The sequence below is a fragment of the Collinsella sp. TM05-37 genome, from assembly GCF_003436455.1.
GTDB lineage: Bacteria > Actinomycetota > Coriobacteriia > Coriobacteriales > Coriobacteriaceae > Collinsella.
In genome coordinates this window covers 180,382-200,928 of sequence record NZ_QSPN01000001.1, presented here as the reverse complement: position 1 = coordinate 200,928, position 20,547 = coordinate 180,382, and the positions used below count along the sequence as shown (strand labels likewise).

At 60.0% G+C, this 20,547-nt stretch carries 19 protein-coding genes and 1 pseudogene; 10 read left to right on the top strand and 10 right to left on the bottom strand.

Going from position 1 to position 20,547, the window contains the following annotated elements; translation table 11 throughout:
- Positions 1-8 precede the first annotated feature (8 nt).
- Genes DXD48_RS10195 through DXD48_RS00860 form a run of 3 tightly spaced genes read right to left on the bottom strand, consistent with a single transcriptional unit; the run spans position 9 to position 4,351 of the window.
- Positions 9-2,186, bottom strand: coding sequence for a MurT ligase domain-containing protein (locus DXD48_RS10195; RefSeq protein ID WP_233514950.1), 2,178 nt, complete (start codon positions 2,184-2,186; stop codon positions 9-11).
- A gap of 45 nt (positions 2,187-2,231) precedes the next feature.
- A complete protein-coding gene (locus tag DXD48_RS00865) occupies positions 2,232-3,275 on the bottom strand; it encodes a hypothetical protein (protein ID WP_117563613.1) in 1,044 nt (347 codons plus the stop codon).
- Positions 3,275-4,351, bottom strand: a complete 1,077-nt coding sequence (locus tag DXD48_RS00860; protein ID WP_117563612.1) for a hypothetical protein — start codon at positions 4,349-4,351, stop codon at positions 3,275-3,277. Before DXD48_RS00860 ends, DXD48_RS00865 begins: the two co-directional genes overlap by 1 nt.
- 500 nt (positions 4,352-4,851) lie before the next feature.
- Between DXD48_RS00860 and DXD48_RS00855 the strand changes: the two genes are divergently transcribed.
- The 6 genes from DXD48_RS00855 to DXD48_RS00830 all read left to right on the top strand — a co-directional run bounded on the left by DXD48_RS00855 (position 4,852) and on the right by DXD48_RS00830 (position 11,431).
- Positions 4,852-6,075 carry an iron-containing alcohol dehydrogenase gene (locus DXD48_RS00855; RefSeq protein ID WP_089572776.1) on the top strand — a complete coding sequence of 408 codons (1,224 nt, stop codon included), beginning with the start codon at positions 4,852-4,854 and terminating at the stop codon, positions 6,073-6,075.
- 83 nt (positions 6,076-6,158) lie between these two features.
- Positions 6,159-7,259, top strand: a complete 1,101-nt coding sequence (locus tag DXD48_RS00850; protein WP_117563611.1) for a glycerol dehydrogenase — start codon at positions 6,159-6,161, stop codon at positions 7,257-7,259.
- Positions 7,260-7,372: 113 nt separating this feature from the next.
- Positions 7,373-8,440: a glycerol dehydrogenase gene (locus DXD48_RS00845; protein WP_117563610.1), complete on the top strand. Its 1,068-nt coding sequence runs from the start codon at positions 7,373-7,375 to the stop codon at positions 8,438-8,440.
- Between the two features lie 151 nt (positions 8,441-8,591).
- Positions 8,592-9,845: a 4Fe-4S binding protein gene (locus DXD48_RS00840; protein WP_117563609.1), complete on the top strand. Its 1,254-nt coding sequence runs from the start codon at positions 8,592-8,594 to the stop codon at positions 9,843-9,845.
- Between the two features lie 114 nt (positions 9,846-9,959).
- A complete protein-coding gene (ychF, locus tag DXD48_RS00835) occupies positions 9,960-11,036 on the top strand; it encodes a redox-regulated ATPase YchF (protein WP_117563608.1) in 1,077 nt (358 codons plus the stop codon).
- Positions 11,037-11,047: 11 nt separating this feature from the next.
- Positions 11,048-11,431, top strand: a complete 384-nt coding sequence (locus DXD48_RS00830) for a DUF1648 domain-containing protein (protein ID WP_117563607.1) — start codon at positions 11,048-11,050, stop codon at positions 11,429-11,431.
- Between the two features lie 9 nt (positions 11,432-11,440).
- On the opposite strand, the gene DXD48_RS00825 is transcribed toward DXD48_RS00830, so the two are convergent.
- Complete coding sequence (locus DXD48_RS00825) at positions 11,441-11,830, bottom strand: hypothetical protein (RefSeq protein WP_117563606.1); 390 nt, start codon at positions 11,828-11,830, stop codon at positions 11,441-11,443.
- A gap of 76 nt (positions 11,831-11,906) precedes the next feature.
- Here DXD48_RS00825 and DXD48_RS10355 point away from each other — a divergent pair, with 76 nt between their 5' ends.
- Positions 11,907-12,125, top strand: coding sequence for a helix-turn-helix domain-containing protein (locus DXD48_RS10355; RefSeq protein WP_035136926.1), 219 nt, complete (start codon positions 11,907-11,909; stop codon positions 12,123-12,125).
- A gap of 22 nt (positions 12,126-12,147) precedes the next feature.
- On the opposite strand, the gene DXD48_RS00815 is transcribed toward DXD48_RS10355, so the two are convergent.
- Positions 12,148-13,161, bottom strand: coding sequence for an asparaginase (locus DXD48_RS00815; protein ID WP_117563605.1), 1,014 nt, complete (start codon positions 13,159-13,161; stop codon positions 12,148-12,150).
- A 268-nt stretch (positions 13,162-13,429) separates the two neighbouring features.
- On the opposite strand from DXD48_RS00815, the gene guaA reads away from it, so the two are divergent.
- Positions 13,430-15,028 carry a glutamine-hydrolyzing GMP synthase gene (gene guaA / locus DXD48_RS00810; RefSeq protein WP_035136929.1) on the top strand — a complete coding sequence of 533 codons (1,599 nt, stop codon included), beginning with the start codon at positions 13,430-13,432 and terminating at the stop codon, positions 15,026-15,028.
- A gap of 154 nt (positions 15,029-15,182) precedes the next feature.
- On the opposite strand, the gene DXD48_RS00805 is transcribed toward guaA, so the two are convergent.
- From DXD48_RS00805 to DXD48_RS00790, 4 genes are all read right to left on the bottom strand, one after another.
- Positions 15,183-16,013, bottom strand: coding sequence for a class I SAM-dependent methyltransferase (locus tag DXD48_RS00805; RefSeq protein WP_055251056.1), 831 nt, complete (start codon positions 16,011-16,013; stop codon positions 15,183-15,185).
- Positions 16,014-16,128: 115 nt separating this feature from the next.
- The gene (locus tag DXD48_RS00800; protein WP_117563604.1) at positions 16,129-16,734 is read right to left on the bottom strand and encodes a class I SAM-dependent methyltransferase; all 606 of its coding nucleotides are present in this window, start codon (positions 16,732-16,734) and stop codon (positions 16,129-16,131) included.
- Positions 16,721-17,350 (bottom strand): class I SAM-dependent methyltransferase, encoded by a 630-nt coding sequence (locus DXD48_RS00795; protein WP_117563603.1) that lies wholly within the window; start codon positions 17,348-17,350, stop codon positions 16,721-16,723. Before DXD48_RS00795 ends, DXD48_RS00800 begins: the two co-directional genes overlap by 14 nt.
- Before the next feature lie 782 nt (positions 17,351-18,132).
- Positions 18,133-18,573: a MerR family transcriptional regulator gene (locus tag DXD48_RS00790; protein ID WP_117563602.1), complete on the bottom strand. Its 441-nt coding sequence runs from the start codon at positions 18,571-18,573 to the stop codon at positions 18,133-18,135.
- A gap of 15 nt (positions 18,574-18,588) precedes the next feature.
- Between DXD48_RS00790 and DXD48_RS00785 the strand changes: the two genes are divergently transcribed.
- Together DXD48_RS00785 and DXD48_RS00780 are read left to right on the top strand one after the other, a co-directional pair.
- On the top strand, positions 18,589-19,218 hold the full coding sequence (locus tag DXD48_RS00785; protein WP_197032839.1) for a flavodoxin family protein: 630 nt from the start codon (positions 18,589-18,591) through the stop codon (positions 19,216-19,218).
- Positions 19,219-19,281: 63 nt separating this feature from the next.
- Entirely contained in the window at positions 19,282-20,046 is a 765-nt protein-coding gene (locus tag DXD48_RS00780; RefSeq protein ID WP_055251066.1) for a carboxymuconolactone decarboxylase family protein, read from the top strand.
- Here DXD48_RS00780 and DXD48_RS00775 read toward each other — a convergent pair.
- A pseudogene (locus DXD48_RS00775) lies at positions 20,043-20,547 on the bottom strand (hypothetical protein); the annotation flags it as partial. The gene DXD48_RS00780 and the pseudogene DXD48_RS00775 overlap by 4 nt on opposite strands.

Genomic DNA, 20,547 nt, shown 5'->3' with positions numbered 1-20,547 from the left:
GTGGGGTGCTAGGGGAGGAGCTTCATGGCGGCGTCGTGGGCGGCGTGCTCGTAGGCGTCGTCGAGGGGTTTGAGCGGCAACAGGGCGGCGGCCTGTGCGTCGCCACGGCGTTCGAGGGCGTGGGCGATGAGCCAGTCGGCGAGTTCGGGGTTCTTGGGCAGCGCCGGGCCATGCAGGTACGTGCCGATGACACCCTTGTAGATGAGACCCTCAAAGCCATCGTCGCCGTTGTTGCCGGTGCCCGTGACGACGGACGTTCCGAGCGGCGTGGCATCGGCATCCAAAAGCGTGCGGCCACCGTGGTTCTCGAATCCCACAAAGGGCTCGGGTGCCAGGTCGGTCTTGACGGCGACGTTGCCGATCAGGCGGTCGGAGCCGCGTACGGTCTCGGCGGCAATGACGCCCAGGCCCTCGATGCGATTTTCGCCCATATAGTACGAACGGCCGAGCAGCTGATAGCTGCCGCAGATGGCGAGCAGCGAACCGCCGTCCTCAACATAGGCTGCGACCTTGTCTTTTTGGGCGAGCAGCTCGTGTGCCACGGCTAGCTGGTCGCGATCGGATCCGCCGCCCATCATGACGATATCGGCATCATGCAGATCGAGCACCTCGCCCATGCGGACCTCATCCACGCGAACGGGGATGCCGCGCCAGGCGCAGCGGCGCTCGAGGGCGATGACGTTGCCGCCGTCGCCATAGAGGTTGAGGGCATCGGGATACAGGTAGACGATGCGCAGCGGGCGCGAGAGCTCGACTGGCGCGATACCGACAGGAAGAGCGCTGCCGTCGGCACGGACTGCGGCGCGGGCGGCAACCGTGGCTGCATCGGCACCCTTACGCCCGTCGAGTTCTTTGACCAGCGGCGGGAAGGCCGTGTAGTTGGCGACGGCGTAGAAGGTGTCATCGGCGGCCTCGTCTGCCATGGCACCAATTGCCTGCGCGACGTCCGAGATAATGGCGGCGTCGATGCCGGCGTACTTGAGGCGCACCTGCATATCGTGTGCACGCGTGCCGCCGGCAAAGGCGACAAGCCCCGGGGTATCGGCGATGCGCTCGAAGTCGACGTCGTAGATCCACGAGACATCGTGGCCGTCGGCGTCGTTGTCATTGAGGAAGAAAGCGCAGAGTCTGCCGCCTGCCGTCTTGATGGACTGGATTTGTCGATCGAAGCCTACGGGATTCTTGGCCAGGTTGGCCTTGACGGTGCGGCCGGCGATATCCCAGCGCCCCATACGACCGCCGGCAGGCACATAGGCATCGAGCGTAGGCTGTAGAAGCGCCGTGTTCACGCCCAACTCGTGTGTGGCAAAGAAGGCGGCGGCAACGTTATAGACCATGTACAGACCGTTGTAGCGCGTGGCGATGTGCGTTGCGGGTGCGTCGGTATCGGGTCCAAAGACAAGGTCAAAGCCGTAGCCGTCGCAGCCGAGTTCCACGCCCGTCACGCGACGGACAAGCGCAGGGCGGGCCCAGCCGCACGAGGGGCAATGGTAGGCGCCGAGTTGACCATACTGTACGTAGTCGTACTCCAACGGGGCGTTGCACTGCGAGCAAAAGCGCGAGTCGCTAATGCGGTCGGACTCGGTGCCCGTGGCGCCATCGATGCCAAAGGCAATACTCGCGTTGGGAACGCGCGCGGCAATCGAGGCGCACAGCGGGTCGTCGGCGTTGTAGATGAGCGTCGTTGCCGGCGAAAGCTCCAACGCGTGGGCGATGACCTCCTGGGTGTGATCGATCTCGCCATAGCGATCTAGCTGGTCACGGAACAGGTTGAGCAGCACGAAGTACGTCGGCTTGAGCTTGGGCAGGACGCGCACAGTGTAGAGCTCATCGCATTCAAAAACGCCTACGCGCTTGCTGCTGGCGGTTCGCTTAAGGTTGCCGCGGGCCTCGAGCAGAGCGCCCACCACACCAGGCTCCATATTGTTGCCGGCACGGTTGCACACCACGGTAGCACCGCTGGCAGCAACGGCGTCGGCGATGAGGTTGGAGGTGGTGGTCTTGCCGTTGGTGCCGGTGATCACCACGCTGCGGTCGACCAGGCTCGCGAGGTCGCTTAGCAGCTCGGGGTCGATCTTCATGGCGATGCGGCCGGGGAGTACGCCGCCCTGGCGCTTAAGGACGGAGCGCAGCCCCCAGCGGGCGATATCGCTCGAGGCACAGGCGAGAGATGAGCGGAAGTTCATGAAGCCGTTCCTAACGTGAATGACATGGTCGTGGCGTTTGCGCCGTTAAAAGCCGTAACGGCGCGCAAATTCCTGGGCAAGCTGCGATACATCTTCGCAGGCGTTGGCCCAGGGGGCAAAGTCGGGGGTGTCCGAGATGATGCCGTCGGCTTCCCAAACTGCCTGATGCGAAAGGTCCCAGGGGTCGTGCGGTTCGGGCCGGCAGGGAAGGTACGGTGTCTGATACATGGGGTTCAGCAAAAAGAACGCGCCGCCCTCGCAGCGGTTAGCGAACTCACGCAGCGCGCGCGTCGCCGGGCGCATCTTGTTTGTTTTGAACAGCAGAATCGTGCGGGCGAGCAGGTACCAAGGAGAGTTTTCGAGTGCGTCTGCCCCCATCTGTTCCTCGAGCTGGTGGGCTAGGGCAAAAAAGCCGTCCTGGTCTTCCAGGCGAGCGAGAGCGAGCAACACGGTGCCGGCAGCTCGGGTGGGATAGCCTTCTGCCTTAAGGACGCGGCGGGCGTAGTTGGCAGCAGCGCGGTAGCGGGCGCTTGCCATGCACAGCTGCGAGATGGCCTCGAGTGTGTGGAGCCACCCGATAAGGGCCGGCTCGCTCACGGTAAGGTCCGCCGCGGTGACACCGTCGGCCAAAACATTATTGGCCCAGTAGTGCGGGGCCTCCATATCAAACCCGGGCACGCTTCGCTGCAGGTAATCGGCCGTGGTCGCCTCGAGCTTCATCAGGTCGCCCAGGCAAGCGTCAACGGGCGTGTCGGCCAGGATGATGGCGAGCAGCTGCGCGTCGACGGCCAGTGCATCGACGCGGACAATCTTGAGCAGCTCATCGCGCATGTCGTCGAACAGGCGATTGCGCGTCTGCTCGAACTCCTCGTCGCTGCCCATGTCCTCGATGCGATGGAGCTCGTCGAGCAGGTGGCGATGAACACCGGCATAGGACAGCAGCGCCTGGGCATGCTCGGACTGCGCATACTTTTGGGGATTCGCGCTCATGTCGTTATGGACAAGCTCGCGTGCTGCATCGGTGAGCTCGGGGTGCGACGCCAGATAGGTGCGCTCCAGGTAGGCGGGGATGTAGACGCTCGGATCCATTAGAGGTCTCCTCCCTTAAATGGAAGCCCCTGCTCGGCTGCGCGCAGGATGCGCTCGTCGATCTGGGAACGCACGATGTCGTTGGTGGCGACCCAGGCGGCAAAGCTGGCGTTGTCGGGAGCGCCCAGGCCCTCCTGCAGTACCGGCGTCGCCTCGGACAGTGCAAGGACGAGCTCGTCGGTGGAGCCTGCACCCACGTTGACGCGGGCATAGACGCCATCGGGAAACTCGGTTTGGAAGTAGAGCGCCTCGGCCGCGTGCGGACACGAGCGCGCAAGGATACGCAGGTAGTGCTCGGCGCCCTCGTAGTCCAGCTCGCGCCAGGCTGCGCTCATCAGTGCGATGAGCGTCCACGGGTCCAAGTCGCGCTCCGCATCTTTGGGGCGGCGGCGCAGCGGGGTATTCGCGAGATAGGGTACGGAGTGGGCGGAGCGAAATCTTTTGAGCTCCTCGGCGGGGTATTCGAGCTTTGCCATGGCGAGCATCGCGGTGTGGCGGACGCCGGCCGGATCGTTGGGGGCAAAGTCGAGGCTGCGGTTTGCGGCTTCGAGCGACATGCGATAGCGGCCGCTAATGAGGGCGCGCGACGCAAGGGCGGCAAGCCAGCGCAGGTAGGGGCGGCGCATAAGGTCGCCAGCGGCCTCGCGCTCGTAGGGGTCCTGCGCCGAGGCGATTTTGAGTGCCAGGTCGTGCTCGACTTCATCGCGCTTAGATACCAAGTACTGTACGTACTCCTCGTTGGAGTTGGCGGTGAGGGCGGTCAGCATGCGCTGGGCGTCCCAGTTGGTGGGGTCGAGCGCGGCTGCCTCGCGAAGCATGTTCTCGGCAGCGCCCTCTTCTTGCTCTGCCTGGGTATCGTCAGGGATAAAGGGAATGCGGTAGTCGACAGCCTCGACCACCTTGGCAATGAGATGCCCGGCGCGGTCACGGTCGTGCACGATGAGCGGCGCGGGGTTGCGGGTGAATTGTTCCATCAGACGTTCTACGGCGGTGCCGTCGGTGAGCGGGATATTGTCGCGGCGCAAGGCCTCAAGAACGAGGCGATGGCAATCCTCTTGAATGGGATCGAATGCCATGGGGCCTCCTTTGCTGCGGTTAGGGTTCAAATGTCTCTATATAAGGTTCTAGTTTACCCGCATGTGGCACACCGGGGGTGCCGCACTTGGACATGCACCTTTGCACCACGAAGACGGATGTCGCACAAATGTCGGCACCTTGGACGACTGAGTGGTATCACGGTGCCGCAAACGGTCGATTTTTGGCGGCGAACGGGGCGCATTTTGGAGGGGCACAGTCCTGCCCGGGATATGTGGTCAACCTTGATAAAACGTTTGCCCAGCTTGGGAGTATGAATGCCCCACAAGGGTCTTCAGGGATAGAAAAAACGTTTCATCATTGTCGGCTTTAGGTGAATAACTGACCAACCAGAACGGTAGAATAGTGTTTGTCTGAGCGTTGAGACGTTTAGACATCGCGCATTGTCATCGCCGGCAACGCGCAAACCGGTCCTAACGGAGCCAATTGGGTGCTCCGTTATATACGCAAGTCTAAGAGGGGCTTGTTTAGGAGGCACAGTATGGGACGTTTTACCAATCCTCGCGATCTGTACTTTGGTGAGGGCGCTCGCCACGAGGTGAAGAACCTCAAGGGCAAGAAGGCCATCATCGTTTCTGGCGGCAGCTCTATGCGCCGTGGCGGGTTCCTGCAGGACGTCGAGAACGACCTTAAGGAAGGCGGTTTCGAGGTCAAGCTGTTCGAGGGCGTCGAGTCCGACCCGTCCATCGAGACGGTCATGAAGGGCGCCGAGGCCATGCGCGAGTTCGAGCCCGACTGGATTATCGCCATCGGTGGCGGCTCGCCCATCGATGCCGCTAAGGCCATGTGGGTCTTCTACGAGTATCCCGAGGAGTCCTTCGATAACATCATCCAGCCGTTCAGCTTCCCGGAGCTGCGTCAGAAGGCTCATTTCTGCGCCATCTCCTCTACCTCCGGCACCGCTACCGAGGTCACCGCGTTCTCCGTCATTACCGACTACGCCAAGGGCATCAAGTACCCGCTGGCCGACTTCAACATCACCCCTGATGTCGCCATCGTCGACCCCGAGCTCACCTACACCATGCCCGCCAAGCTGTGCGCTCACACCGGCATGGATGCTCTGACCCACTGCATGGAGGCCTACGTTTCCACCTGCGCCTCTATGTTCACCGACGCCAACGCCCTGCACGGCATCCGCGAGATCGTCGAGTGGCTGCCCAAGTCCTATGCTGGCGACCATGAGGCCCGTCAGCACATGCACGAGGCTCAGTGCATCGCCGGTATCGCCTTCTCCTCGGGCCTGCTCGGCATCGTTCACTCCATGGCTCACAAGACCGGTGCTGCCTTCGAGAACGGCCACATCATCCACGGTGCCGCTAACGCCATGTACCTGGGCAAGGTTATCCAGTGGAACTCCAAGGATCCGCGTGCTGCTGAGCGTTACGCTTACGTGGCCAAGGAGATCCTGCACCTTCCCGGCGAGACCAACGAGGAGCTCATCGCTGCGCTCGTCCAGAAGATTCGCGACCTCAATGACCAGCTCAACATTCCGCAGTCCATCAAGGATTACGCGAATGGTGGCGTGAAGGTCGACGCCGAGAACCCGCAGATGGTTTCCGAGGAGGAGTTCCTCGCCAAGCTGCCCGAGATCGCTGCGAACGCCGAGACCGACGCCTGCACGCCCGAGAACCCGCGTGAGACCAAGGCTGCCGACTTCGAGAAGATCCTCAAGGCCTGCTACTACGACACCGACATCGATTTCTAATCGACTCTTGTTATCGTAACGAGGGGCTCCGCACGTATCCGTACGGAGCCCCTTTCTTTTTTCTTTTAGAGAATGGGATAGTTATGGCTGCAATTTTCAATAGCCCCAGCAAGTACATCCAGGGTCCGGACGAGCTCGCCAAGCTCGGCTCCTATGTCGAGCCGCTCGGCGCTAAGGCCCTCGTCATCGTGACGCCTTCGGGCAAGAAGCGCGTCGGTGCCAAGATCGAGGGCGGCTTTGCCGAGGCTAAGGCCGAGCTGCTGTTTGAGGACTTTAACGGTGAGTGCTCCAAGGGCGAGGTCGATCGCCTGGTTGCGCTCGCTCGCGACAACGGTTGCGACATCATCGTCGGCGTCGGTGGCGGCAAAATCCTCGACACCGCGAAGGCCGTCGCCTATTACCTGGAGTCCCCGGTTATCATTTGCCCCACCATTGCTTCGACCGATGCCCCGTGTTCGGCGCTTTCGGTGCTCTATACCGATGACGGCCAGTTCGACAAGTATCTCTTCCTTAAGGCAAACCCCAACATTGTCCTTATGGACACGACGGTTATCGCGGCGAGCCCGGTGCGCCTGACGGTTTCCGGTATGGGCGATGCGCTCGCAACCTATTTCGAGGCTCAGGCGACGCACGATGCCGACGGCGGCACCTGCGCTGGCGGTAAGGGCGGAATGGCCGGCCTGGCGCTCGCCAAGCTCTGCTATGAGACGCTCATGGCCGATGGCGTCAAGGCCAAGGTTGCGCTGGAGAAGGGTGCGCTCACGCCTGCCGTCGAGCATATCATCGAGGCCAATACGCTGCTTTCGGGCATTGGCTTTGAGAGCTCGGGCCTTGCTGCTGCTCATGCCATCCACAATGGCCTGACGATGCTGCCCGAGTGCCACGGCATGTATCACGGCGAGAAGGTCGCCTTTGGCACTATCGTCCAGCTGGTACTCGAGGATGCCCCGACTGAGAAGCTCGAGGAAGTCTTGGGCTTCTGCATTGAGCTGGGCCTGCCGGTCACGATGAAGGAACTTGGCGTTGCCGAGCTTACGCGTGAGCAGGCCATGATTGTTGCCGAGGCCGCCTGCGCGCCCGATGACACCATGTGCAACATGCCGTTTGAGGTGACGCCCGAGATGGTCGCAAACGCCATTCTGGGTGCAGACGCACTGGGCCACTACTACCTTATGGATGAGTAAATCAAGCTAAGGAAGGGGCAAAGCCAGCAGATGGCTTTGCCCCTTTTTGCTAAGGTGCAAAGGGGTCAGGTTACTTTGCACCAATCGTTGTTTGATGAAGGGTGGATTCTCGTATGGCGCTTCCTATGGTTTACGGCGGTCCCGGCCGGTATGTTCAGGGGCCGGGGGAGCTTTCGCGCCAGGGCAAGTATTTGTCATGGTTGGGCTGCGCTGCCTATGTCTTGTTTGACCAGGGCACCGAGGATCGGCTGTGCGGGCAGATCGTCGATGGATTTCTGGACGACGATCTGAGTGAACCGTTCTTTAAGATTTATGACGGTCCGTGTACGGAAGAGGCCGTTGTAAAAATGGCTAAGGAAGCCCAGGCTGAGTATTGCGACATGGTGGTGGGTATTGGCGGCGGCAAGATGCTCGATATCGCCAAGGCCGTTGCGTTTTATGCCGAGTTGCCGTTGTGCGTATGTCCCACGGCGGCCTCAATGGACGGTCCGTGCAGCGCGATTTCGGTGCTGTATCACGAGGATGGATCGTTCGACCGCTACCTGATGCTTGAGAAGAATCCAGACCTAGTTGTGGTCGACACCAACGTGCTCGCGGCAGCCCCGCTGCGTATGACGGTCGCCGGCATGGGCGACGCGCTGGCAACGTACTTCGAGGCACGTTCGTGCGCCGCGGCGCATGGCGCCAACGAGCATGGTGGCGCGCCGGGACACTTGGCCTTGGTTGCGGCTCGTGCCTGCTATGACACGCTTATGGAGTGCGGCGTCGCTGCCAAGCGCGATCTCAAGAAGGGGCGTATATCGCCGGCGGTTGAGCGTCTGATCGAGTGCAACATCCTGCTTTCGGGCGTTGGCTTTGAGAGCGGTGGCTTGGCGTTGGCGCATGCCATCGCCAACGGCCTGACGATTTTGCCCGAGTGCAAGGCTATGCACGGCGAGGCCGTGGCGTTTGGTCTGGTGGTCCAGCTTCGTCTGGAGCGTGCGCCCGAGCTTGAACAGGTGCTCGAGTTTTGCCAGCGCGTCGGTCTGCCGACGACGCTTGAGGAGCTGGGGCTTGATGAGATTACCGATGCCGATTTGCTGAGCGTTGCTGACGCAACTTTTAAGAACGAGCGCAACATGGCCAACGAACAGACAAAGGTGACCAGGCAAAAGCTCGTGCAGCTCATGTGCGAGGCATAGTTTGGCGCTTGATTGGCCTTGTGCAATCGAGGCGGCGATAGGCCATGGGCTATTTGCCGCAAAGATGCTCCGCGTGTAATTTGCCCGAGGCGTGGGCCGATAGCGTATCATTATCTCTTGCTTGTTTGCACTGCTCAGGGAGGGGCCGCGCATGGCGCAGGAACACGATCTGTTTGATGACATTATCGAGATCAGCAAGGGTTTCGACTTTCTTAAAAACCCGCTTGGCGGTGTGACCGATGCGCTCGATCCGTCGGCGCCGCAGTGGAATCCTGCTGACTACAAGGAGCGTCCGCGCGGCAACACCATTCCGTGCTTGACCTGCAAAAACGAAAAGAGTGGCTGCACCGCGTGCATGGACGTGTGCCCGGTCAACGCCATCGAGGTCGAGGAAGATGCCATCGAGATCCTCGATTCCTGTCGCAAGTGTGGCCTGTGCGCCGCTGCCTGTCCGACTGAGGCGATCATCTCGCCGCGCCTGGCGCCCAAAAACCTGTATGACGACATTGTCTCGGCGGCTACAAGTCACGAGACCGCCTACGTTACCTGCACGCGCGCCCTTAAGCGCATGCCGCGCGAGAACGAGGTCGTCGTTGCCTGCGTGGGCGATATTACAGCCGAGACCTGGTTCTCGGTGCTGGCCGACTATCCCAACGTGAGTGTGTATCTGCCGCTGGGCGTGTGCGATAAATGCCGCAACACCGGTGGCGAGGACATGCTGGGCGAGGCGATTGCGAAGGCCGAGGAATGGGCTGGTACGGGTATGGGCCTGGAGGTCGACCCCAAGAGCCTCAAATGCCATAAGCGCCGCGAGTACGAGCGCAAGGAATACATGGAAAAGATCGCCCGTACCACGGGCCTGACCGTGACCAAACTCAATCCGGCGACGGCGGCACTGGCTTCGGTGACGCAGAAGCTCAAAGCCCATCGCCATCAGATCACCCAGCTGGAGCGCACGCTCAACACCATGTGCGGCACCACGACGACCAAGCGTCGCCGTTCGCTCACCCATGGGCGCCAGCTGGTGCTCTCGACGCTGCAAAACCACCCCGAGCTTGCCCAGAACATGCAGGTGAGCACGCCGGAATGCGATTTTGACAAGTGCACGTCGTGTGGCGAGTGCGTCAACGTGTGCCCCACGTTTGCCTGCGATTTGGTGGGAAGCGGCCGCTTTGCACTGGAGTCCACGTATTGCCTAGGCTGCGGAGCCTGCGTCAAGGTGTGCCCCGAGCATGCGCTTAAGTTGGTTGAACATGATGCATCCAACCTAGTCGTCGTCGATCCCGAGGCCGAGGAAAAGGCCGCCCAGAAGGCCAGGGCCCACGAAGAAGCCCAGAAGGTCAAGGCTGAGGCGAAGGCCAAGCTCGACAAGATGCTCGATCAGGTGGAGAAGCTCGCGGACTAGTCAGCGACCCCTATCTCTGCTTCATTCGTGCCGCCGTGGCGTCCGGGTTAGCCCAGATGCTGCGGCGGCGCTATACTTATGCAGTTTGAAATGCTTGTACCAAAAGGAGCTGTCGTGTCCCTTTCCATCGGTATCGTGGGCCTGCCCAACGTGGGCAAGTCGACGCTGTTCACCGCGCTTACCAAAAAGACCGGCCTTGCCGCCAACTATCCGTTCGCCACGATCGACCCCAACGTGGGTATCGTCGACGTGCCCGATAGCCGCCTGCAAAAGCTCGCCGACATCGTTAACCCGGGTCGCATCGTGCCGGCGACGGTCGAGTTCGTCGACATCGCAGGTCTGGTGAAGGGCGCCAACGAGGGCGAGGGCTTGGGCAACCAGTTCCTGGCCAACATTCGCGAGACCGACGCCATCTGCGAGGTCGTGCGCTACTTTAAGGACCCCAACGTCATGCGTGAGGTGGGCCGCACGGGCGAGTTCGTCGATCCCGCCGGTGACGCCGATACCATCATGACCGAGCTCATCCTGGCCGACATGGGCACGCTCGAGAAGCAGCTGCCCAAGCTCGAGAAGGAGGCCAAGCGCGACAAGGAGCTCATGCCCAAGTTCGAGGTCGCCAAGCGTCTGCTTGCCTGGCTCAACGAGGGCAAGCGCGCCGCGTCCATGGAGATGACCGACGAGGAGCGCGCCGCTGCCAAGGGCCTGTTCCTGCTCACTATGAAGCCCATCCTGTATGTGGCCAACGTGGACGAGGATATGCTCAACGACGATCTGGCGCCCATCGATGGTGTTAAGCCGCTGCCCATCTGCGCCAAGATCGAGGCCGAGCTTTCCGAGCTCGATCCCGAGGACACCGCCGACTACCTGGAGAGCTTGGGCTTGGAGCAGCCCGGCCTGGACGTGCTCGCACAGGCGGCCTATAAGCTGCTTGGCCTGCAGTCGTTCTTTACGGCCGGCGAGATGGAGGTCAAGGCCTGGACGGTTCGTCAGGGCGCGACCGCCCCGCAGGCCGCCGGCGTCATCCACACCGACTTTGAGCGCGGCTTTATTAAGGCCGAGGTCATTGGCTATGACGACTACATCGAGCTCGGCGGCGAGCAAGGCGCCAAGGCCGCCGGCAAGCTGCGTATTGAGGGCAAGGACTATGTCATGGCCGATGGCGACGTCGTGCACTTCCGCTTTAACGTGTAAGGACGACGCACATGTTTAAATATGGCAAAAAAGCCGGCTACATGGGTATTGCGCTGCTCATACTTGCGGTGATTCCGCTGGTGGTCGCAGCGTGTGTTATCCCCAACATTGGTCCCGAGGTGGCAACAAAGTTTAATGCCGCCGGCGAGGCGACGCGCTGGGGCAAGAGCTACGAGTTGCTGGCGCTGCCGGTGCTCAACCTGCTGCTGAGCGTGGTGACGTACTTTACGGCAGGACGCCAGGCTAAAAACAATGATGACTCCGCCGCCATGGCGCGTATCGTGTGCGAACGCTACCTGCGCAACGGTTGCATCACGGGTGTGTTCCTCAACGTGATTAACGTTTACTTTATGTACTCGGCGATTACCGGAACGGGCTTTGGCTTTGGTTTCTAACTTGTTCTTCTAGGCAACGAGCCTGCACGCATATTCAATGGCTGCTGCGAGGCCGCCGCTCGATCGTGGTTTAAAGACCATGTCGGCGGCGGCCTCGTTTTCGTATCCGGCGCCGCGAAGGGTGAGCGCGGTACCGGCTTCCAGGAGAAGGGGCAGACCGCGTTGGCTGGTTGCGATTACGGCAGCCTGATTGAGCGAGCAGCTGTGCGCTTGGCATTGGATGGCAAGTTCGCCTTGCGCCGGGCAAGGGACCAGAACGGCGGCGACGCGACTTGATAGCAATGCAAATGCTGTGCGCTCATCGGGCGAAAGACATTCTGCTTCAACGACGACGAGCTTGGGCGGTGCGCTGTTTGTGCGAAGCGTGGCTCGGTACGTGCGGACCGAAGAACCCGACATAGAAAACTCCTGTGTATTCGGCAAAACGTAAACTATAGTTTACGTTTATGTTCGGCTCCATTTCAAACTCGTCTGCATGGACGAACGTGCTAAACAGATTCTTGGCAGGCGGGTCGAAGAGACACGCAGGGACCTTGGTATCTCCAAGGTTGATTTTTGTGTGGCGACAGGAATCAGCCGACCCTACCTCGACCGAATCGAAGATGGGACGGCAAATTTCACGCTCAAGGTTCTATTTAAGATCGCGCCCGCCCTTGGCATGACGGTGTCAGAGCTTCTCGAGGGTATCGAATAGGGGATACCCGTCGACAACTGAATTAGGCCATCGGGATGCGGTCGTGGTTGACTTGGCTGTAGAACAGGCGCTGGATCTCGGCGGCATCGCGTGACTGGCCGAGCGCCCACATGGTCTTGGCCACGAGCGTCTCGGTGGTCATGTCGTCGCCGCGCAGAATGCCCGGATGATCGGCGTAAGCACGGCCGACCTCATAAACGCCCAGATCGAGGCCCTCTTCGGGGACCTGTGTGGTCATAACGACGGTGCGGCCCGAATCGACCCAGCGGAAAATTGCCTCTTGGAACGGCTCGCCCGACTCACCAAACTCGGGAATACCGCCGATGCCAAAGGTCTCAAGGATTACGGCATCGTAGCTATCGGCTAGGGCGTCCAGGATACCCGGGTTCACGCCGGGCGTCAGCTTAAGGACAAACACGCGCGGGTCGATACTGTCGTAGAAACGAACCGGGCTCTCATTCTGATGAGTGCCGTGAAGCCCGTTGCGCACGATGCGGTCGTTGCGGATATAGGCGATGGGCGGATAGTTGACGCTAATGAACGCGTTAAAGCTCATGGTGCGCTGTTTGCGGGCGCGCGTGCCGGCAATGGCTACGCCGCCAAACACGATTGAGACGTCGTGCGAGTGTTCGTCGAGCGCATAGAGCAGGCTCTGGTACAGGTTGAGCTTGGCGTCGGTAAAGGGATTGCCCATGGGCTTTTGCGAGCCGGTGAGTACGATGGGCTTGGGGCTGTCCTGAATCAAGTAGGAAAGCGCCGCCGCGGTGTAGCTCATGGTGTCGGTGCCGTGCAGAATCACGAAGCCGTCGTGGTCGGCATAACCCTCGACGATGACGTCGCGGATACGCATCCAGTCACTGGGGCGCATATTGGTGCTGTCGATGTTCATGGGCTGCACCACGTCGAGCTCGCAGAGGCCTGAGATCTCGGGGACGCTCTGGGCGAGCTCCTCACCGGTCAGGGCGGGGGAGAGGCCGTTGCCGTCCTCGGTCGATGCGATGGTGCCGCCCGTGGCGATGAGAAGGATGCGCTTCATGCTGGTATTCCTATCGTATTTGCCGCCGCAGAGGCGGAGTCGTTCGGCAGTATTGTGGCACAGGGCGTCCGATGTTCAAACGTATTACATCATCTGTAATGTTTGGTAACACTTCAATTGCCGTCAAATAAGGGCCCAGGTCGTGCGTTTGCCGTGCGCTGATGGCCGCGAGGGACGAGAAACCCCATATAACGTGTACACTATGGAAGTTATTTTCGTTCATTCACGCGGGTGGGCACCGGCTCCCCGCCAACAAGAGGGGGAAACCATGGATCAAAAGGCTTCCGCAAAGGTCCTCGTACTCGACTTTGGTGCGCAGTACGGTCAGCTCATTGCCCGTCGCGTCCGCGACCTCAACGTGTATTCCGAGATCGTTCCCTGCGACATCTCAGCCGACGAGATTCGCGAGATGAACGCCTCTGCGCTCATCCTTTCTGGCGGCCCGGCCTCCGTGTATGCTGAGGACGCTCCATCCATCGATCCTGCCATCTTTGACCTGGGCCTTCCCGTCCTGGGCTTTTGCTACGGCCATCAGATCACGGCCGTGACGCTCGGCGGCAAGGTCGGCCACTCCGAGGTGGGCGAGTACGGCCGCGCCACCATCACGCGCACGGCCGGCGCCAAGCTCTTTAACTCCACGCCCATGGAGCAGACCGTGTGGATGAGCCACCGCGACGCCGTGTCCGAGGTGCCCGAGGGCTTTACCGTTACCGCCAGCACCGACGTGTGCCCGGTTGCCGCCATGGAGTGCGTCGAGCGCAAGATTTTCACCACTCAGTTCCACCCCGAGGTCAAGCACTCCGAGTACGGTCAGCAGCTGCTGAGCAACTTCCTGTTTGAGATCTGCGGCCTGGAGCCCAACTGGAGCATGGACAACCTGGTCGAGACCATGACGGCCGAGTTCCGCGAGAAGGTCGGCGACGACCGCGTGATTCTGGCCCTGTCCGGCGGCGTCGACTCCTCCGTCGTGGCTGCGCTGGGCGCTCGCGCCGTGGGCAAGCAGATGACCTGCGTGTTCATCAACCACGGCCTGCTGCGTAAGGGCGAGCCCGAGCAGGTGGAGGAGGTCTTCACCAAGCAGTTCGACGTCGACTTTATCCACGTCCACGCCGAGGACCGTTATGCCGAGCTTCTGGCCGGCGTGACCGAGCCCGAGGAGAAGCGCCGCATCATCGGTACGCAGTTCTGGAAAGAGTTCTTCGCCGTGGCGCAGCAGCTCGAGACCGATGGCAAGCCGGTCAAGTACCTGGCTCAGGGCACCATCTACCCCGACATCATCGAGTCCGGCGCTCGCAAGACGGGCGGCAAGACGGCCACCATCAAGAGCCACCACAACCTGATTCCGTTCCCCGAGGGCGTGCACTTCGACCTCATTGAGCCGCTCGATCACTTCTTTAAGGACGAGGTCCGCGCGCTTGGCCTGGCGCTGGGCCTGCCGGGTCACATCGTGTTCCGTCAGCCCTTCCCGGGCCCGGGCCTGGCCATCCGCATCATCGGTGCGGTCGACAAGGAGAAGCTCGAGATCCTCAAGAATGCCGACGCCATCGTGCGCGAGGAGCTCGACGCCTATAACCAGCGTCTGTTTGAGCAGACCGGCGAGCGCAACTCCGAGCACAGCTGCTGGCAGTATTTTGCGGTCCTGCCCGACATCAAGTCCGTTGGCGTTATGGGCGACGAGCGCACCTATCAGCGCCCGATCATCTTGCGCGCCGTGGAGTCCAGCGACGCCATGACCGCCGACTGGGCCAAGCTGCCCTACGACGTCCTGGCCCGCATCTCCGGCCGCATCGTTGCCGAGGTCCCTGGCGCCAACCGCGTATGCTACGACATTACGTCCAAGCCGCCCGCGACCATCGAGTGGGAATAGAACATACGTTCGATAAAATAATATAGTATCAGATAGCGGGCACGGTTTCAATTGAATCCGTGCCCGCTGCTGTATGCGTGTCCTTGCACGCCCAATATGCGCCGTAAAAGCCGTCTTCTTCGACGTCAAAGTGAATGCGCTTCGTTTTCGCCTCTCAAAATCTTATTTTCACGATTTGCATTTTCATCCCGTTGTCACCGACCCTTGCGAGAAACCGGAAAAAGCAGCTGACAGAAGAGTCTCTCAAATCGTTGTAGCCCAGCATATAGCCGCGACTTGTGACCTGCAGACGGCTGTCCCACGTGCCGATTTCCTTGGCGGCATCCGAAACCGCAAAATATGCCCCCACATCCTTGATTTTTGCAGTCTTAAGCCATGTTTTTGCGATCATCTTTACCGCCGTCCGATTGGCAGCATCAAAGACCAGCACACTGCCGGGGAAAGCGTCCGCCATCCCCCGCACCAGTTCCCGGACCTGCTGGGTCAGAAAGTAATAGAACACCCCGGAGGCAAAGAACACCGCCCCGCGGGAGGCATCGATTTTGCTAAACCATGCGGTGTCTTTCAGGTCGCAGGGGATATTTTGTTCTCGATCCCCGGCGGGCAGTAGCTGCTGCCGCAAGGCAATCACATCCGGGAAGTCCAGATTGTAGATCTTGCATCTACCGTTGTCGCAGGTTCTGCCGGTGTTGTCCAGCCCGCAGCCCAGATTGACCACCGCCGCATTGGGGTGGCCTTTCAGGTAATCCCGCACCTCGAAAGCAAGATCACTCTGCCGTGTGGCCACCTCCAGCGCACCAAAGCGCTGTATCAGGCTGCGGGAGTTTTTCTCTGCCTCTGAAAAGTCGTAGTCGATCTGGTCGAGCAGACGAACCGCTGTTTCATCCCTGTAAAGGTTCGGGTACAACTCCGTACACAGCTTCCGGGAATACAGCGGGAGGATCAGCGTCTCCTGCACGGTGTTTTTCTCAATTTTACATTTCATAGGTTTCTTCCTCAGTGAATAAAAACTGTCATAATTGCCGCCAGCATAGCCGCTATGACCGTCATGCCTATCGCCATGTGCAGGATGGATGCAAAAATGCCCGTGCTTGATACCCCTACTTCCGCGCCGTGACGCAGAGCCACTTTTTCTTTTTGTGTATCTGCACCTCGTGAAAACCCGCCTGCTCCAGACATGCCTTTAATTCAATGTCCTTGTAGATGGTCATGCCGCCGATGATCTGCGTCCACCTCTCGTCCTTGTCCGTATCGCCATTGCTCTCGTTGCAGATAAGAATTGTCCCGCCTGGCTTCAGCGTCCGCCAGACCTCACGGAAGCATCGGGGCAAATCAGGCCAAAAATAGACGGTCTCAAAGGCCGTGGCGGCATCGAAGTAGCTATCCTCAAACACCATATCCGCCACACTGCCTTGCAGAGCGGCGCAACGCCCCTCCTGAATTGCAATTCGGTTGAGCTTTCTAGTCTTCTCCACGCTGACGGGCGAATAGTCGACGCCCTTGACGACGCCATGCGGGCATTTTTTCAGCAGCCGTTTTATGTTCGCCCCGCCGCCGCAGCCGCAATCCAGCACCTTGGCATTTGGCGCAAGTCGTAGAAATCGAAGTCCCCACCGCGCCACAGGGCTGTGGCCCAGATTCATCATGGCAACCATAAGTTTTCCGCCGAGGCCCACGGGCTTGCGGGTGTTTTCAAAGAACGACATCTGGCCCCTCCGATTTCGTGCATTCCGCATAGGTCAATGGGAACGAGGCCTTCAGCACCGCGCTTTTCTGCACCGCCCAGCCGTTTTGACGCAGGAAACGCAGGTATTCCTCGCTTGTCCACCTGCTGTGGAGGGGGAATCCCGCCATACTCATGAAAAAGGCTTTTGCCTTGCCGGAAACCGAGTTCCCCGCGTGGGTGAAGGTTGGCGCGATGAGCACGCCGTCGTCCTTCAGTACCCGCCTGATTTCTTGCAGTGCCTTTTCCGGATGCGGCACTATGTGAAGCGCGTTGGACGCGATCACCACTTCGAAGGACTTCTGTGCATAGGGCAGGCGGAACATATCTTGTACGGAAAAGTGCAGCTTTGCGGATTGATTGTCCCGCTTTGCTTCAAGGATCATCTGTGCAGAAGCGTCCGTAGCCTCGATGTGCACCGCCGCATCCACGATGCTCTTTGCGATAAGCCCCGTGCCGGTGGCAACCTCCAGTACGGTTTTTGCTTTCACCACCGGCCTGATCAGCTCATACATCTTCTCATACGCCGCCCGGTCCTTTCGCATGAAACGGTCGTACCGACCGGCATTCTTGTCCCAGAAGCCCTTGCGTTCGTGCATGGCTATCGCCCCCCAAACAGTTAGAGCAATCTAACTATAACACACGAATCATGCAGTAAGATAAGGCTAACCTTATTTCTTGGCCAAGACGCATCTCTTCGGTTTTGCTTATAACGGTGTGAGTCAGATACTAAGCTGGAGCTGAAGAAGGAGCTTGGCGGACAGGTAGGTCGATACCGGTTCCCGGAACGGTGATCCAGCCAATTACACCAGGGCTCTAGTCATGCAGGTAAACCCAATCCATGACGGGAAATAGGTCCTTTTCTCTAGCTCGACGTCTTTCGGAGCTTGACGATTTGGACTGATGGAGGTGAGAAGTCCCTCACTGCGCCAATACCAGAAGATTGCGCTATAGACATCTCTCCGACCCTTTGAATCACCCCTTTTCACGCCACCCGCTACGAACCCCGGCGGAAACTAGGGAGTGATTAAAAAGGCGACCTGCGGTTTTGCGAATCAATTGAGTCATTCACAAAATCGCGAATTAAGGGCCTGATTCGCCCAAATTGCGCACGAATTGGCCCTTAGGCGGTACGACGCGACACGCATCGACAACACTCGGCCTGGATTAGTCACTGAGCGGGAATAGCGGGAACTGGCTTTTGAACTCGCGTTTTGATACCGTCGAGTACCGCCTGATGCTGTTTCGGCGCCGCCATAGAGTAAAGCCACCAGCGAAATAACGGGAATAAAAGCCTCCGGACCCTCTGGTTCGGAGGCTATCTTTTTGCATATCTGCCTAAAACGACTCCTTGCCAAAGCCCCTTGAGCATCGGGCGGCATTATTGAGTGTGGGCGTTATCGTAGGTATTTTTGATTTCTTCTGGCAAATTATCGGGAATCAGCGCCTTCACTCTATCCTCGTTGCCATCTTGGATTGCCTGCTCGTAGTACCAGCATTTGAACTTCAGCATGTCGAGCGCGCGGTTCATGTTCACGATCTCCGACTCCATGTGGGCCTTGCGCTCCTCGAACATGGCCTTGCGTTTGGGGTATGTTGAGGGACCCTCTGCGCACCATTCCATGAACAGCCGGATGTCCTTGATCTCCATTCCAGCCTTCTTTAGGCATTCGATGACCCGAAGCGCTTCGAGTTCCGTATCGCTGAATCGGCGAATGCCGGATGCCCGCTCCAGCCCCGGGAACAATCCCTGCTTGTCGTAATATCGCAGCGTTGAAGCGGGCAAACCGAACATTTCCGCCACCTGTCCGATTGTGTACATGGCTCCTCCGAAACAATGTCGAATTCATTCCTTGACCTAAAGTCAGGTTTAGGTATTACCTTCATTCTCGTCAATGTAAATCGGGAGCGCAAGGGGTATTCCGTAATGGGCAAAACGGTTTTGATAGTTTCTTCAAGTCCACGAAAGAATGGCAATTCCGAGACGCTGGCGGAGGCTTTCGCCAACGGCGCGCGGGAGGCAGGTCACAGCGTTGAGACCGTGCGTCTGCGCGAGAAGCAAATGGGCTTCTGCAGGGGCTGCCTTGCCTGCTTAAAGTTGGGGCGTTGCGTCATCCAAGACGATGCCGTGGAAATTGCCGCCAAAATGCACGATGCGGATGTGCTGGTGTTTGCAACGCCCGTCTACTACTACAGCGTCTGCGGCCAGCTCAAAACCATGCTGGACCGCGCTAACCCGCTTTTTGGCTCCGATTATGCATTCACCGAGGCATATCTGTTGGCGACGGCGGCGGAGAACGGGCGCTCGACCTTCGACGGGGCGAAAAAGGCGATGCAGGGATGGGTTGACTGTTTCTCCCGCTGCACGCTCGCTGGAACGGTTTTCGCCGGCGGCGTGAACGGCGTGGGCGAAATCGCCGGGCATCCCGCTCTGGAGCAGGCGCGGCGAATGGGCATGGGAATCTAGCCGGGCTGTTTGGCCGCGCGGAAACAGATTTGTGCCAAAACTATCGACAGGAGGAAATCGATCATGGCAGTTAAACAGACGGCAGGCAGAGACGCCCTGGGGGAGTTCGCTCCCAAATTCGCACAGCTCAACGACGACGTGCTGTTCGGCGAGGTGTGGAGCCGAGAGAGTGAGCTCTCCCTGCGCGACCGCAGCGTGGTGACGGTGGTTGCCCTGATGTCGCAGGGGCTGACGGACTCTTCGTTCAAATATCACCTGATGTCCGCAAAGAACAATGGAGTGACCAGGACGGAGATAGCGGAAATCCTTACGCACGCGGCGTTTTATGCGGGTTGGCCCAAGGCGTGGGCTGCCTTCCGCATGGCGAAGGAGGTCTGGGCGGCCGACGATGCCGCCGACGCAAGGGCTCAGCACCAAAACGAGATGGTTTTCCCCATCGGTGCCCCCAACGACGCCTTCGCGAAGTACTTTATCGGGCAAAGCTACCTCGCGCCCCTTTCCACCGAGCAGGTCGGTGTCCACAACGTGACGTTCGAGCCCGGCTGCCGCAACAACTGGCACGTCCATCACGCCAAAAGCGGCGGTGGGCAGATCCTCGTCTGCGTGGCTGGTCGAGGGTTTTACCAGGAGTGGGGAAAGCCGGCACAGGAGCTGCGCCCCGGCGACGTGGTCAACATCGCCCCGGGGGTGAAGCACTGGCACGGCGCCGCGCCCGACAGCTGGTTCTCGCATCTCGCGTTGGAGGTTCCGGGCGAGGAGACCTCCAACGAGTGGCTGGAGCCCGTGGGCGACGATGCATACCTTAAAGCGACCAACAAGGAGGCTTAAGCACCGTCGCCCGTCCGCGCCGCCGAGAGCAGCGCGCCCAAATCTGCCTGAATCGCCTCTGCCTTGCTTCCGAGCTGCAGCGGAGCCGAGCCGTTCGAGATGTTGACGCTCAACAGGTGCGCATCCGGCAGCTTCGCGGTCATGCTCCAGAACGGGAGCGTGATGATGCCGGGGGTCATCTCGCCCACGCCGAGCTCCAGCAACAGCACGCGGCGATCGCTGCGCTCGCGCACGAAGCGCTCGTATCGTCCGAGGCTCTCGCGCCAGGCCGCACCCTGCAGAAACGTGTCGTCGCGCACCCACGGCACAAGCTGCCAGCCGCAGTGCGGGCATCGGGGGACATCCTCGCTGAGGACCTCGAACCCCGCCATGCCCGCGAGCATGCGCTCGACGTAGGGGCTCGCGTCGAAGAGCTCGTCACAGCATGGCTGCTTGCACTGAAGGTGCGCGAAGCTTCCCTGATAGTTACAGGTTCTCTCGTCGGGAAACGTCTTCTCGGCC